Source organism: Fastidiosipila sanguinis (genome assembly GCF_002998295.1).
In the GTDB taxonomy this organism is placed as follows: Bacteria; Bacillota; Clostridia; order Saccharofermentanales; family Fastidiosipilaceae; genus Fastidiosipila; species Fastidiosipila sanguinis.
In genome coordinates, this window is the sequence record NZ_CP027226.1 from 237447 (window position 1) to 252582 (window position 15136).

15 protein-coding genes, 1 tRNA gene and 1 riboswitch are annotated in these 15136 nt (G+C 34.4%); of the genes, 12 read left to right on the forward strand and 4 right to left on the reverse strand.

All coding sequences use genetic code 11. The features are described 5' to 3' along the window. Positions 1–8 precede the first annotated feature (8 nt). From C5Q98_RS00880 to C5Q98_RS00915, 8 genes are all read left to right on the forward strand, one after another. Positions 9–899: a GtrA family protein gene (locus tag C5Q98_RS00880; protein WP_106011861.1), complete on the forward strand. Its 891-nt coding sequence runs from the start codon at positions 9–11 to the stop codon at positions 897–899. A 4-nt stretch (positions 900–903) separates the two neighbouring features. Beyond that, positions 904–2364: a bifunctional folylpolyglutamate synthase/dihydrofolate synthase gene (locus tag C5Q98_RS00885; protein ID WP_106011862.1), complete on the forward strand. Its 1461-nt coding sequence runs from the start codon at positions 904–906 to the stop codon at positions 2362–2364. A 36-nt stretch (positions 2365–2400) separates the two neighbouring features. Further along, a complete protein-coding gene (locus C5Q98_RS00890; protein ID WP_158695663.1) occupies positions 2401–4176 on the forward strand; it encodes a PALP domain-containing protein in 1776 nt (591 codons plus the stop codon). Between the two features lie 9 nt (positions 4177–4185). Continuing rightward, a complete protein-coding gene (locus tag C5Q98_RS00895) occupies positions 4186–4662 on the forward strand; it encodes a hypothetical protein (RefSeq protein WP_106011864.1) in 477 nt (158 codons plus the stop codon). 29 nt (positions 4663–4691) lie between these two features. Continuing rightward, positions 4692–4768, forward strand: a tRNA-Arg gene (locus C5Q98_RS00900). Between the two features lie 200 nt (positions 4769–4968). Further along, on the forward strand, positions 4969–5874 hold the full coding sequence (locus C5Q98_RS00905) for a cation diffusion facilitator family transporter (RefSeq protein WP_106011865.1): 906 nt from the start codon (positions 4969–4971) through the stop codon (positions 5872–5874). Between the two features lie 117 nt (positions 5875–5991). Then, a riboswitch (TPP riboswitch) is annotated at positions 5992–6078 on the forward strand. Positions 6079–6179: 101 nt separating this feature from the next. Continuing rightward, positions 6180–6800, forward strand: a complete 621-nt coding sequence (gene thiT / locus C5Q98_RS00910; RefSeq protein ID WP_106011866.1) for an energy-coupled thiamine transporter ThiT — start codon at positions 6180–6182, stop codon at positions 6798–6800. 105 nt (positions 6801–6905) lie between these two features. Next, entirely contained in the window at positions 6906–8405 is a 1500-nt protein-coding gene (locus C5Q98_RS00915; protein ID WP_106011867.1) for a PTS transporter subunit EIIC, read from the forward strand. Between the two features lie 81 nt (positions 8406–8486). On the opposite strand, the gene C5Q98_RS00920 is transcribed toward C5Q98_RS00915, so the two are convergent. The 3 genes from C5Q98_RS00920 to C5Q98_RS00930 form a co-directional block, all read right to left on the reverse strand. Then, a complete protein-coding gene (locus tag C5Q98_RS00920) occupies positions 8487–9386 on the reverse strand; it encodes an IS3 family transposase (protein WP_106011706.1) in 900 nt (299 codons plus the stop codon). Next, entirely contained in the window at positions 9356–10060 is a 705-nt protein-coding gene (locus tag C5Q98_RS00925) for a helix-turn-helix domain-containing protein (protein ID WP_106011707.1), read from the reverse strand. The genes C5Q98_RS00920 and C5Q98_RS00925 overlap by 31 nt, the downstream gene beginning before the upstream one ends. A 102-nt stretch (positions 10061–10162) precedes the next feature. Next, positions 10163–12169 (reverse strand): NAD(+) synthase, encoded by a 2007-nt coding sequence (locus C5Q98_RS00930; RefSeq protein ID WP_106011868.1) that lies wholly within the window; start codon positions 12167–12169, stop codon positions 10163–10165. Between the two features lie 166 nt (positions 12170–12335). On the opposite strand from C5Q98_RS00930, the gene C5Q98_RS00935 reads away from it, so the two are divergent. After that, complete coding sequence (locus C5Q98_RS00935; protein WP_106011869.1) at positions 12336–13043, forward strand: HAD family hydrolase; 708 nt, start codon at positions 12336–12338, stop codon at positions 13041–13043. 14 nt (positions 13044–13057) lie between these two features. On the opposite strand, the gene C5Q98_RS00940 is transcribed toward C5Q98_RS00935, so the two are convergent. After that, the gene (locus tag C5Q98_RS00940) at positions 13058–13774 is read right to left on the reverse strand and encodes a SanA/YdcF family protein (protein WP_106011870.1); all 717 of its coding nucleotides are present in this window, start codon (positions 13772–13774) and stop codon (positions 13058–13060) included. Positions 13775–14113: 339 nt separating this feature from the next. Between C5Q98_RS00940 and rplU the strand changes: the two genes are divergently transcribed. From rplU to rpmA, 3 genes are read left to right on the forward strand one after another with little or no spacing between them, the layout of a single operon-like run. Further along, positions 14114–14404, forward strand: a complete 291-nt coding sequence (gene rplU, locus C5Q98_RS00945) for a 50S ribosomal protein L21 (RefSeq protein ID WP_106011871.1) — start codon at positions 14114–14116, stop codon at positions 14402–14404. 45 nt (positions 14405–14449) lie between these two features. Then, the gene (locus C5Q98_RS00950) at positions 14450–14809 is read left to right on the forward strand and encodes a ribosomal-processing cysteine protease Prp (protein ID WP_106011872.1); all 360 of its coding nucleotides are present in this window, start codon (positions 14450–14452) and stop codon (positions 14807–14809) included. After that, positions 14802–15092 (forward strand): 50S ribosomal protein L27, encoded by a 291-nt coding sequence (gene rpmA / locus C5Q98_RS00955; protein WP_106011873.1) that lies wholly within the window; start codon positions 14802–14804, stop codon positions 15090–15092. Before C5Q98_RS00950 ends, rpmA begins: the two co-directional genes overlap by 8 nt. Positions 15093–15136 lie beyond the last annotated feature (44 nt).

A 15136-nucleotide genomic window follows, 5' to 3' on the forward strand; every position in this document is an offset into this window, starting at 1 on the left:
GAGAATATATGGAGAAGGATTTTTTTGCTGATCACCAAGACCACAAAAATTCTATAGGAATGTTTGAACAAAAAAGTAAAGTTAAACTTAGCTTGTATTTGAAAAATGAGCTATTGCCAGCTTTAGTTTTGCAAGTTATTAGCTTTTTTGTAAGTCTTGGGGGCATGAGCTTATTTAATTTAAGCAATAATGTTAAGATCAGTTTAGCTTGGATACTTTCCTTTATTGTATTTGCTGTATGGTTTATATTTCCAATGATTAAGTCAGTAAATAAACTGAATCTGCAATCTGATAGAGGGAAAGAAATAAGAGGACCATTAGCTAGAGCTTGGGAGTATGAAAGGTTTAGAAGATCACTTTTTTCATTAGTTATAGGCATTCTATCTAGTGCCGTATTTATTTATTATTTCTACTTTCAATTAGGTATATTTAATGTTTATCTGATTGAATTTCTATTACTAATTGGACTTTTAGTAGGCAATATAATTTTGCAAAAATTAAACTATGAATTAAGTAGTTATATATTTTTTGGCTTAATGACAGCTGTTGTAAGTCTAGTGAGTTTTAGTATAGTGGATAAATTAATATTATATTTCTCACTAGGTAATAATGATTGGAATTGGTTAATATCTCAAACAGTATCTTTTATTTTAGCGGTACTTTTTGCATATATAACGAACAGCAGGTATGTGTTTAAGAGCTCTAGTAATTTTTGGAAGGAATTAAGAGAGTTTTTTGCATCAAGATTGTTAAATACTTTAATCTTTGAATATTTAGGAATTTTTGTTTTTATAAATTTATTAAATTTAAACAGAGATTTTTCAAAACTAATGGCTGCAGTTTTGGTAACTTTAGCCAACTATATTTTATCTAAATTTTGGGTTTTTAGGAGTAAATAAGAATATGAACATTGATGAAGCAAAAGCCTATCTCTACGGAGAGGGCAGGTTTAATGGTGGAAAAGCAAATCACAAAGTACTAAGAGATATTTTGGAGGCGCTAGGAAATCCGGATGAAGGACGTAAAAAGATCCACATTGTTGGTACGAATGGAAAAGGTTCCGTTGCGGCCTATTCTGCATATATATTGGCAGCAGCAGGTTACAAAGTAGCGCAGTATTCTTCACCTGATATTTATAGATTCGGTGAGAGAATGAGAATTTTAGACGGAAGATCTAGCAATAAAGACTGGTCGAAAGATCCAAAAGTCGGGGAGATTTCTGATGAGGATCTATGTAAGTACTTAAATCGCACCAGAGCTGTCGTAGAGAACATGGATATTCCGGATGAATTACAACCAAATTATTTTGATTTTCTCTTATTGGTAGCATTCCAGTATTTTGCTGAGTATGATTGCGATGTTTGGGTAGTTGAAGCTGGAATAGGTGCTAGATTAGATGCTACAAATGTAATTGGTAGTCCAGAAGTTGCTGTTATTACCGCTATAGGCAAGGATCACGTAGAAAAGCTAGGTGATACGCTGGAGAAAATTGCCATTGAGAAATCTTATTTGCTTAAGGAAGGTTGCAAAGCGCTTTGTATTTATGACCAAAGAGAAGTAATTCCTGACAAATCAGAAGCGTTGAAGGTTATGCGTGTTTTTGAAGAAAAAGCAGCTAGCTTCGATATTCCTGTAGTTAAGTTAGATTTGGATAATATTGATATTATTTCCAGTAATCTAGAAGGGCAAAAGTTTAACTTTATTGATAAGAGTTTGGGTATAGATTTAGATTTAGAAACAAAATTGCTGCCTGACTTTGAACCTTTAAATGCTGCGTTAGCAATTTCAGCTTGCAAAGTTCTTGATTCTAGTTTATCAGATGAAGATATTGCTTATGGAGTATCAACATGCTACTGGCCAGCTCGTTTGGAGAAAATTTCTAATGATCCAATCGTCCTAATTGATGGTGCCCATAACCCACAAGGTGCTAGAGCTCTCAGAAGTAGCTTGGATAGACTTTTGGAGGAAGGTGATGAAGAGATTCACATCTATACTTCCATGCGAGACAAGGATCAATATAATTGTTTGCGTGAAATATTTAAGAGTTCTAAACTAACAGCACTAATATGTAGTACATTAGAAGATTATGATAGGGCTCTCGAAAATGATGAGCTATTTAGCTTAGCAACAGAAGTGCTAAGTGAGAGTTTCGCAGATGAAGAAAATCGACCAATAATATATAATAGTAACAATATTGAGACAGCTGTAAAAATAGCTTTTGACCTTTATAAAGATAAATTAGAAATAGTAAAAGCTCGCAACAATAAGATAGTTATAGTTAACTGGGGAAGTTTCTATACAGCAAAAGATTTTAGACAAGCATGTGAAATTGAGCTAGAAAAATACTTAGAAGAAGCTAAATAAAGTAGCAGCTGTTGAAGTTGACTAGGAGGACTAATTTTGCGCTATTTAAGTACAAGAGACAGTAATACATTCTACACAGATATTGATGCAATCCTAAGTGATACTGCAAAAGATGATGGAGTTTTCGTGCCTGAAACATTTCCACAATTTACAGAAAACGACTGGGAGTATTTTGCAAAAATGCCTCTGCATGAGAAATTTTCTTATGTCTTCTCTAAATTTATTAATAACCTTCCAGAAGAAGAGCTTAAGAAAGCTTGCAAAAAAGCAATTTCAAATATGCAATTCGAAGAGAATTACTTAAGATTCAACGAACTCAATGAATATTCAGATTACCCTTACAGTTTCGAGTTGTGGCATGGACCAGGTGCAAGTTACCATGACTTAATGGCTGCGTTAGTGCCAGCTCTATATAAACTTGCGCACGATAGACACGCTGATAGGATAGGGAAGAAACTTTTGCTAGTTAAAGCAAGTGAAGCAGAATCAGCATTTGCCTGGACTAAAGGCTTCACTGAAAGTGGTATTGAGCATCTCGTATTTGCAGCAGATTCAGATATAAATAAGGATAAAGATAAGTCTGATAATAAGAGAAAATCAAACAAAAGAAAGAAACAAAAGAACAAGTACAACAAAAAGATAAATCTAATAAAGAACTATAGTGATCTAGATTTATTCGGTAATACTGTAATTGATCAAGGTATAGATGATCTAGACAGAGCCTTGGATGAACTTTTACAAAATGAAGAATATTTAGAGCAAATTAATAGTAAGGGTTATTCCATTCAAGTTATTAGAGATTATTCTTGGCCGGTTTTGCTTGTTCAGATTGCTTACTTCTGTATTTTGCATGCAGAAGTTTTGAATAACGAGAAGTTTGTTGCAAATGAGATTTATGATCTTGTTGTTCCTAGCTCGGATTTATCAAATGTGCTAGCTGCTCTTTATGCAAAAGCATGTGGAACAAGAGTTGCCAGCATTATTGTAGCCGCTAATAAAAACAATTTCCTGACCGAACTAATCCGCACAGGGCGCTATAACATGAATAAAAAAGTACAAAATACTAATAGTCCAATGTTAAATAGATTTTGTCCAGAGAATTTAGAGCGCTTGTTGTATGAATTTAGTCAGAGAGATGCTGAGAAGATTACAAGCTGGTATAGTGATTTAAACGATAGCGGTATATTTAAGCTGGATAAGAATACGTTGTCTAATATGAATTATTTGCTTAATTATGGATATGCAGATGATGCTCATACAAGGCAAGGACTCATAAATGCTTACAATCAGTATGATCATATTTTTGATCCAAATACAGCTGTAGGTTTGGCAGTACATAGTAGATTAGAGAAGAACTCTAATAACAAACGTAAGACTATTTATGTATCATTAACGAGCCCATATATGTATCCTGTAATTGTAGCGGAGGCTATTCTTGGTGAAGATTTAGATTTCGCTGATGTTGATGAATTGAGAGCTAGAGTATTTATAGAATCAGATTTGAATATTCCTGCTAGATATCCATTGGCTCAGGCAAAAGCCAGTTTAATTGCTGCCGAGATCGAAGCAGATGAAGACAAGAAGAAATTCTATGGTGAGCAAGAATTCTTGGCAGGAGATAAAGAAGCCAGAGAAATTCTAATTAATGAGATTAAAGAAGCTGAAGCTGAAGAATTAGAATTAGCGAAGAGACAAGCTGAATTAGCAGCTGCAAATCTTGAGAAAATTAAATTAGAAATTAAAGATCTTGAACTTGGAAACAAGCATGGTCTAGATGAGTTAGCTGATCTTATTTTAGAAAAAATTGGTTAGGAGTTATAGGTGAAGATAGAAAGTTTCAATAGGCATAAATCTAGTATCGCTTATATTGCAGCGAAATATCCTACAATTATTATGTATTTCTTGAGTTCTATCTTCTTGTTTATTCCATATGTTGGAGTTTTAGCCTGGGTAGTAGCCTTTCTTTTCTTTTTCAAAGAAGAGTCATCTGAATTTCTGCGCCTTCATGCTGCACAAACAGGGTTTATTATGATGATTTATTCAGTCATAACTTTGATACTTAATATAATTGGAGATTTTATTTTAGCAAGTGCAAGTAGTAGTCGTAGTGAAGCTGCTATTATAAATGCTCTAACTATTCAGGGATATTTGGGAAGCGCTACAAGAATTTTGCGTATAATTGTGTTAATATTAGCAATTGTAAATGCGGTCTTGGCGTACAGATATAAATTCTGTAATTATTCTGTTTTTGGAAAAATGGCCAAAAGATTGCATGAGAAAACAAAGCGAGATTTTTGATAGTTTAATGCGAATCCGTAATGAAAAATGTCCACGTAGCTCAGTAGGATAGAGCGACGCTCTCCTAAAGCGTAGGCCGGAGGTTCGATTCCTCTTGTGGACACCACTATAGCCTGTAACCTCGATGGTTGCAGGCTTTCGCTATTCCTGGCATTAAATGTACTTAAGAAAATAATTTTTTTCAAAGCTTAGATATACTTGAAAAAATAAGCTATTTCGCAAAAAGGCCTTGATAAATGCGAATGGATATAATATAATATGTGCACTTATTAATAAAAATTTAATTATGAATCAGGAGAGAACGCAATGGGAAAATTTGTACAAACAGAAGCGAAGCAGTCAATATCTAGAACTGAAAGCGGTAAGAAAATCAGTTTAATAGGCTTGCTTTTAAACTTTTTTTTATTTCTGATTAAACTCGTAGCTGGTTTATTTACTAATTCAAATTCTGTAGTTGCAGATGCGATCAATAATTTAATGGATTTCTCTTCTAGTATTATAAGTATGCTAGGATTTAAGCTTTCAGCAAAATCAGCTGATAAGGAGCATCCATTTGGACATGGTCGTTATGAATATATTTCTGGATTTTTAATTTCAATTTTAATATTTGTCGTTGGTTTAGAAATATTGAGAAATGGTGTTGTTAAGATATTAGATCCTAAAGATTTTAGATTTTCACCAGTACTAATTGGAGCAATGATAATCAGCATAATTGTTAAAATCTGGATGATGAAGTTTTATAAAAAAGGAGCAGAGAAAATTAATTCTCAAACGTTTGTAGCTGCAGCTCAAGATAGCTTCAACGATGTTTTGGTAAGTTCAGGAGTTCTCCTAGCACTATTAATTAGCTACTATACTAGAGTAAACTTAGATGGGTATATAACTGTAATTCTTGCTTTATACATTCTCTGGAGTGGTCTGGAACTGGTTAAAGATACGATTAATCCAATTATTGGAACTTGCCCAAGTGATGAGGAAATACGTAATTATAATAATCTTGTATTAGCTACAGAAGGTGTTAAGGGTGTGCATGATTGGGAGATTCACGAGTATGGTCCAGAGAATTTATTTGCTAGTGTTCATATTGAAGTAGACAAGAACTTAAGTATTGAAGCTGCGCATCTTATTTCTGAAAATGTTAAAGAAAAATTCTCTCAAGTTTACAATATAAATCTTACAGTGCATATTGACCCATATAATGATGATCTTTAATGATCCGCAATAAGCCGAGCCGCATAATGCATCCATACAATAATAAATCTGGCCAGAGCTTTTCAATATATCGGTTGACTAAAGGTTGTCAACATTGTATTTTAGAATTAATAATTTATTTGAACAAAGGGGTGCTTAGGCTGAGAAATACCCTCAATATCGGATCGAGATAAGGCTCGCGGCGAGATTGTTTATAATAAGAATAATTAGTTAATTATGTATTTTATAGTATTTTTAGCTAAACTATGTTCTTGGGTGTTAACGACTGCCTCCTTGTTTGAATAAGTAATGACAAGGAGTTTTTTATGGACAAAAATAGAGGTATTAATTCAAATACAAATTCGGTACAAGACGTAGTAGAACAACGTAAGACTAGAATTACAACAATTGTTGAAATTGCTTTGTTTGCAGCGCTTTCAATGGCATTAGATTACTTTATTCCAAGTATTGGTGGCTTGAAAATAAGTTTTAAAATGTTACCAGTTATTATACTCGCCTTAAGAAGAGGCTTGCTACCAGGAGTTCTTGGTGGACTTCTATGGGGAGTTTTGCAAATATTGTTAGGTGAAGCTACTGTTCTTGGTGCAGTCCAAGTTATTGTAGAATACATATTAGCTTTTAGTGCAGTTGGTTTAGCAGGCTTGTTTAGAGCAGCAGTTCAGAAAACTCTTTATACTGAAGGTGCAAGATCTAAGACGTTACTATATGGATCTGTAGCAACATTTATTGGATCATTAGCACGCTATGTTTTCCATTTCATTGCCGGTTTCTGGTTCTGGGGTAAATATGCACCAGAAGGAATGTCTCCAGTTGTATACTCCATAGTAGTTAATGGTAAAGATTTTCTAGTAGAAACGGCGTGTACAATAGTAATATTCGTGTTATTGGCACCATTATTCGACAGAATTTTAAGAGTTAAAAGATAGAAATTCCATTTATGAACTTGCTAAAATAACAGCATATTTACTTGAGATTAAAAGCAAATTAAGCTTAAATATAAATAGTAAAAATTAAACAAATTAGGAGTAGATATGCTAAAGAAATTTTCTAAATTAGGTCAAGCTTTTGTTTTACCGATATCAGTTTTACCAATTGCTGGTTTGTTATTGGGTCTAGGGAGTGCTCTAAGCACTGAACCTGCACTATCAGCTTTGCCATTTTTACAAGCAAATTGGGTTCAGGTAGTTTTGGCCTTTATGCTAAATGCAGGTAAAATGATTATCTCATTTTTACCTTTGTTATTTACAGTTGGAGTTACTACAGGCTTAGCTGATGGAGATCAAGGTACGGCAGCTGTAGCAGGAGTTAGCTCATATGCAGTTTTTATAGGAACTATTTCTGTTGCTGTGCAAATAAGTGGAACAAAGCAGTACATTAATCCAGGTGTGATAGGTGCAATTTTCTTAGGAATTGTAGTAGCATACTTACACAATAAGTTTAGAAAAGTTCAGCTGTCGCAATATTTAAGCTTCTTTGGAGGGAGTAGGTTTATTCCGATAATTTCCTCGTTATGTGCATTGCTAATGGGGGTATTTTTCTATTTTGTTTGGCCATTCTTTAACCAGGGGCTAGTTGTTCTTGGAGATTTGTTCAACAAATTAGGTGTAGTTGGAACCTTCATCTATGGTTTCATCTTGAGATTGTCAGGTGGCGTAGGAGTCCATCACGCTATATATCCATTGTTCTGGTACAGTGCTCTCGGTGGAACTGAGACAGTAGCAGGCTTAAATATAGTCGGAGCACAAAATATTTATTTCGCTCAATTAGCAGATCCGAATTTTAGCGGTTTATTTACTGAAGGTACAAGATTTTTTGCAGGACGCTTCACTACTATGATGTTTGGTTTGCCTGCTGCTGCTTTGGCAATGTATCACTCTATACCAAAAGAGAATAGAAAAGCTAATGCTAAGTTCTATAAAGATGCCGCACTTACCTCATTTAGTAATGGAATCACCGAGCCTATAGAATACACATTCATGACAAAATTGCCGAAGTTATATTTAGTTCACTCGGTATTAGATGGTCTAGCATTTATGTTTACAGATCTTCTAGAGATTAGAATTGCAAATACATTCTCAGGTGGGTTGATAGATTTCTTAATCTTTGGACCTCTGCAAGGTAATTCTCAAACTAATTGGATTAGAATAATACCTCTCGGACTTATCTGGGCAGTTATATATTATCTGGTGTTCAGATTTGTGTTAAGCAAGAATGAGATTGACCTACCAGGTTCTAAAGTAGAAGAGCTTGGGCCTGCTAAAAACTTGGTTAATAATGAGGATTCTGAAGAATCAATCGAGCAAACTGCAGCAATAATTCTAGAAGGTTTAGGTGGAGCTGAAAATATTGCAAATATACGTGCATGTGCTACTAGACTTAGAGTGCAGTTGCATGATAACTCTCGTATGGATAAAGGAAAGTTAGAGTCAACTAAACCTGTAGCAGTACTGGAAGTAGATGGAGGAGTTCAAGTGATATATGGGGCAAAGTCTAATATCTACTATGCTGAGATTGAAGAGTTGATGAAATAAGATTAATGAAATAAAAACTCGAGTCCTTGAAATGAACTGACCCTTGTCAAGTAGACAACCAATTTAATTAAAAGTTTTGCATTAGGATGCATGATATCTATACTCAATTGGTGTCATGCATTCTAAATTTTTTTGATATCTTTTTTCGTTGTAAAATTTGATATATTTTTCTATGCTTGTCTTTAATTCTTCTAATGAGTTAAATTTCTTATCATAGAACATTTCGGATTTTAACGTTCCAAAAAATGCTTCCATTGGACCATTATCAATGCATTTACCTACTCTAGACATACTTTGTATCATTCCAGCATTCTCTAGTTTAGATTTAAATATACGTCCAGTGTATTGAAATCCTCTGTCACTATGAAATATTGGTTTAGCTGTAGGGTGTTTCTTGATGGCCCTATCAAACATGCTAAATACTAGTTGATTGTTGTTTCTAAATGATATTTCATATTCTATTATGCTTTTATCGTATAAATCCATTATTGGACTTAAATAGAGTTTTTTAGATTCGCCTGCTATTGAAAATTCTGTTACATCTGTTAACCATTTTTGATTTGGTAGGTCTGCTTTAAAGTCTCTGGCTAGTATATTTTCTTTGGTGTATTCTGGTTTTATACTTTTTCTGTTTATTTTCTTTCTGCGTATTCTTGCAGATATACCCATTAGCTTCATTAGCCTATGTATGTAGCCTGATGAGTAGGATTTTTGATTAAGTCTGTTTATGAAAATTGTCATTCTACGGTATCCTAGAATACCATCAAATGTTGAGTGGTATTCTTTTATGAGATTGCATAGGAGTTCATCTTGTATTTCTTTTTCTGCTTTGACTCTATGTCTATTTTTGTAGTAACTACTCCTTGATATTCCTAATATTTCGCATAACTTGCTTATTGAATATCCAAGATCTTTGAAGTAATCTATGGTTTGATAGTCTGCTAATTGCCTTACTTTCGTGATTGTAGTTTCCTTTCCAATTCTTCTTTTTTTTTAAGAACTTCTAGTTCAAGTTCTTTTCTTTTGCGCAAGGACCTTTCTTTTTCTAGCTCTATTTTGAGTTTTTCTATTTCACTTAGGTTATCAAAATCAATTTCAGACTTGGATTTCCTTCCACGCTTTTTGTATCTTAGGGCTTCTTCTCCATTTCTTTGATATGATTTTGTCCACTTATACACGTTGGCATAGGGTAGTGCATATTTATCTGCTGCTTCTTTATAGCTTAAGTTATTTTCTATTACCCACTTAACTATTTCTAATCTTTCTTCATAAGTGGTAATTCTCGATTCCATGGTATAGATGTCTCCTTTGGGATCATAGTCCGTTATTTCTATTCCACTATACCATTTGTTCACCCATCCTCTTATTACTGATTGACTTATGTTATACTTCGCTTCTAATTCAGAATATGAGCATTCTCCATTAGTATACTCACTTATTACCATATTCTTGAATTCTTTGGGGTATGTCTTATTTCGATTCGACGTATTAAATACAGTTTCTCCACGTTGTTTGTATTTTAAATACCAGGTACGCACTGTTTCTTTATCCGCATGTAATTTCTTAGCAATACTTTCAAAAGATTCATAGCCATCTTCATATTCCAAGCATGCCTTTATCTTTACTTCTGCACTAAACTTAGGTTTCCTTCCCATAAAAAGTACCTCCAAATAGATTAGCCTAATTTAATTAATTAGACTGTCTACTTTGGAGGTATCATATCAAAAACTCGAGTTTTTTTAATCTGAAAATTTATTTTATAAATTATCAATTTCATCCATGAAAATAGAAATATTCAAATCAGATGGAATTTGAAAATCCCCACTCGCTGATAGTCCCAACTCAGTAACCTTAATGGCATCTGGAGACGCTTTGCGTTTAAATTGCTGAGTGTAGAGTTTGCGAATAAATGTTTTGAAGGTAGTTTTTATTTCTGATTCAGTGAAAGTCTCTCCCTTTGGTGTCGCATAAGAAGATTGCTCTTTTTTATCTGCAGAGCTTTCACGTGCAAAATTAGCCTTGGCCAAAGCGAAAGTATCAGCAATAGAATTGCCACGGTAGCAATAATGGTATAAGAAAAAGTCATGTAGTGTGTAGGAGCCAATTTGTTCCTCTGTCTTTTGGGTAATATTGCCGTCTGCGTCAGGCGGAAGCAATTCTGGGCTTACAGGTGCAGTAACTATGTCGTTAAGAACTTGTGCAAGTTGTGGGTTGCTGTCCTTGTACTCATAATAAGCGATATTTAATAAATAGCGCATAGTGGTTTTAGGTAAAGAAGAGTTAACTGCATACATACTCATCTGGTCACCATTATAAGTACACCAACCGAGAGCCATTTCACTAAGGTCTCCTGTGCCTACAACAAGTCCATTATGCTTATTGGATAAATCCATTAAAATTTGGGTGCGTTCACGTGCTTGCGCGTTCTCATAAGTTAAATCATGTGTATTAATATCATGTTCTATGTCTTCCAGGTGCTGAGTGGTTGCGGGTACTATTGAAATTTCTTTGAGATCTATATCTAGTGCTTCTGCTAAAATCTCAGCGTTGCTCTTGCTACCTTTGCTGCTACCGAAACCTGGCATAGTAACTGCCATGATAGAATCTTTGCCTAATCCTAGAATTTCTCTTGCTCTATCACAAACGAGAAGAGCTACAGTAGAATCAAGACCACCAGATACGCCTATGACCATGGTTTTGGCATGTATGTGTTTAATTCTTCTTGCTAGACCAGCAGCCTGGAGATTAATACAACGGCCATAGAGGTTGGTTATATCTACATTATTTTTATCGAATTTTCTAATATCGTCCGTTCTGACAAATGGATAACGTTTAGTTTCTAATCTGCTGAACTTGGGATCAGTGAAATTTAGCTCTGAATAAGTTGGATAATTTGAACTTAATTTAGCCTTGGTTTTTCTTTGTGAAAGTCTAATTGGACTGAGACTGATTAATGTTTCAGCTAACAATGAATCATCATTATTAAAAGTTTCTTTAAGCTCAACGAGATTTTCTCCTAGTTCAGAAATAATTCCTGCACCTTGATAAATATAATGGCTAGAGGATTCTCCGCTGCCTGCATATGCTGAGATAATAGCAGTTTTGGTATCCGCACTCTTTTCTGTGATTTTTTCTCTGCGTGTATTCTCTGAGAAAAGTAATTCAGCTTCAACATTTGGATTAATAATAATATCTGATTTAGATTGTTCTAATTTGCTCAAGACTTCAGGTGAATCAATATCGCTACCAACAACAATACTTATATTCACGTATTTAGATGATTTTTTATCACATAATGTATAAGGTGAGTAGCTGAATAAATGCCCATCGTTTGTAAAAATCTCTTCAGACTCTAGATTAAGAGAAGCGAAGTAGCGAGATTCCTGGTAGGTATCATAATCATTTAGTTTATATTTTGGAGTAAAACCTAATATCTCACCATTTAAAAGGGTAGCTGCAACATTGTATGTTCTGCCTGATACTTGCAGAGGTAATCCAACAACAACGAATAAGTCGCTGTAGTTAGAGGTGAATTTAGCAAGCTCTATTAAACCTGAATAAGCTGAGTCTAAGAAACTGCCTTGTAGAAATAGATCCCCTACGCTCGTTCCAGTCAGACTCAACTCCGGAAACACTAGGATATTATTTCCTCGTTCAGCAGCTTTGCTAATCAATTCTTTGTGAATTTCAATATTTTTCTTGATATCTGCAAGTGCTAAATTAGGAACAGCTGCAGACACATTGATAAAATTATTATTGGTCATAGATTTACTCCTTAAATTTTTATCAAGTACAATTATACTTCATAAACATAATTCGAGAAATTACAATATCTCTGTTATATTAAGATTATTCGAATAAGAGTTTATAAATTAAGATAAATCAAGATAATTTAGGTATTCCTTTTTAGAAGAGTAAAGGAGAGTTTGGATGAAAAAAGTAGAAAAACTTAGAGTGGCAGTAAAAAAAGCAAAATTAATAGCTTTTGATTTAGATGGTACTTTATTAAACACAATAGACGACCTAGCTTACGCTTGTAACCATACTTTAGAAGTATCTGGATATCCAACAAGGTCCTTAGATGAAGTTAGAAGATTCGTAGGGAATGGTATTCCGAAGTTAATTGAGAGAGCTTTGCCTGCTTCTGTAAGTGAAGAGGAGTTCGCTAAATTAGTAGAAATATTTAATGAGTATTACGCAGAGCACCTTTGGGATTACTCAGTTGAATATGATGGCATTAGTGAACTTATAGAGGAATTCAGAATACAAGGCAAAACACTTATGGTGCTTACCAATAAGAACGAGGTCTTGGCAAAAGAGATTGTGCAGCACTTTTATCCAGAAATTTTCGTAAAAGTTTTGGGCGACAATCCTGAGAAAACGTTAAAACCAGACCCTTCCTATTATTACGAAGCGTTAGAAGAATTACAGATATCCCCTGAAGAGACAATTTTAATCGGTGATTCAGATACTGATGTTAAGACAGCTGTTAATTCAGGTGCTTATGGGATTGGCGCAGAGTGGGGTTACAGAAATGCAGAAGTTTTGGCAGAAAATGGTGCAGATATTATTATTGAAAACCCAAGAAAACTTCTTGAGCTACTGCGTGAAAGCAATTGTACGGATGCATACTGTTAAACATATCCATATCGCTAATTAGTCTCGTTGGTTATATCTCCATCAGAATCTAAATCTATTGTTTGCCCCTTTATATGTAGATCAGGCTGGAATTTTGAGAGGAAGAAATCTTTTGAGCGACCGAATATTTCACGCAACTGCCAGAGTGGAGTAGTTGTACTAGGATGTTTATGTGAATCACAAGGTACTCCAATTGCATCTATTCCAATTGACTTAGCTATATATAAGGTTCTATACAAATGGTATTCATGAGTAACGAATATAGCTCGTTCGACTTGAAAAACTTCCTTGGCTCTTAAAGTAGTGGCGTAGGAATTATAACCGTGATGATCCATGAAGATATCTTCACTTGGGACACCTTGGCTAATGGCGTAATTTTTCATAACCTTAGGTTCGTTGTGATCACCAGTATGATCGCCTGACATTATTATTTTTGGTGCAAGACCTTTCTTATATAGGTCAATAGCTGTATCAAGACGTTCTTGCAGAAAAGGCGTAGGTTTATCTTTATAAATACCAGCTCCGTAGACGACAATGGCTTGGGGTGACATAGTGTCTGAATCGTTTATGCTCACATCCTCAGGAGAATGGATTTGGCCTTTGGTACTAGAAATGACATGTAGATTAATAAGAACATTAGTAGCGATAAATAGTAATAGCAAAATAAGCACAATAGTTATGAGCTTAAGTGTATGTTTAGTTAGTTTGTAAAAAATATTCTTACTTTTCATTTTTGTTATTAATCTTATCCCTAGTCCTTTTATTAATATTTGTATTAATTATAAGGAAGCTAAATATAAATTGTTGTTAAATATTTTTTGACGGTATATATCGACAAAAAATCAAAATGAAGTAAGCTTTGCTAAAATTCAAGTCTGGTGCGAAAGAAACATAGATGTAGTATAATGTTACAAATAAAAAATATTTTTCTAAAAGTGCCGTAAGCGCTTGACTTATCAAGTTCTTTTTGGTAACTTTTATCAGTGTCGCATTTTCCAGGTCGGAAACATCTTTAATTTTAGAAGATTACCTGTCGAAGCGAGCCCCAAAAATAATAAGGGAGGACAGATATGTACGCAGTAATTCGTAGTGGCGGTAAGCAGTACCGTGTAGAAGAAGGTCAAGTTGTATACCTAGAGAAACTAGAAGGTGAAGTAGGTGATACAGTTGAATTGGAGACTTTGGCAGTTGCAGATGATGCTGGTATTAAATTCGGTGAAGTAGCTAGCGTTAAAGCTGAAATCGTAAAACACGGTAGAGGTAAGAAAATTAGAGTCTTCAAATACAAACCTAAGAAGAGATACCGTAGAACCCAAGGTCATCGTCAAGCATACACAAGCGTAAGAATCACAAGTATTTAAGCTTAATGTTGAAGAAGTCCCATGTGAATTAATAGAGGTAAGAATATGATAAAAGTTAATTTATATGAGGATCAAAAAGGACTATGCGGATTCCTAGCAGATGGCCATGCAGATTATGCAGAACCGGGAGAGACAGATGAAGTTTGTGCTGGTGTAACTAGTCTAGCGGGAAGTTTAGTCGTAAGTTTGACAGATTTATTAAAACTTGAACTTGAATATTCTTTTGAACCAGGCAAACTCTGGTGCGAAGTTATAGAGATACCAGAAGATAAAAGAAATGAAGCAGATTTGCTATTCAAGAGTTTCAAGCTCGGATGTGAGCAAATATCTTACAGTTATGGTAAAGAATATGTACAAGTGCAATCAGAACCTGTAGATATAAATAGGGAGGAAGAAAATGTTTAAATTAGATTTACAATTATTAGCTAGTAAAAAAGGTTTGAGTTCTACTAAGAACGGTCGTGATTCAGAAGCAAAACGTTTAGGCGCAAAAGCTGGTGATGGCGAGTTCGTTTTAGCAGGAAACATTCTATACAGACAACGCGGAACTAAAATTCATCCAGGCGAAAACGTAGGTAGAGGTAAAGACGATACTCTATTTGCATTAGTAGATGGTGTTGTAAGTTTTGAAAGACTAGGTAGAAATCGTAAAAAAGTTTGTGTTTATCCAGTAGCTCAAGAAGCTTAATTAGATAAAAACTTTTATTTCACTTAGTAATGCTCTAGATAGAG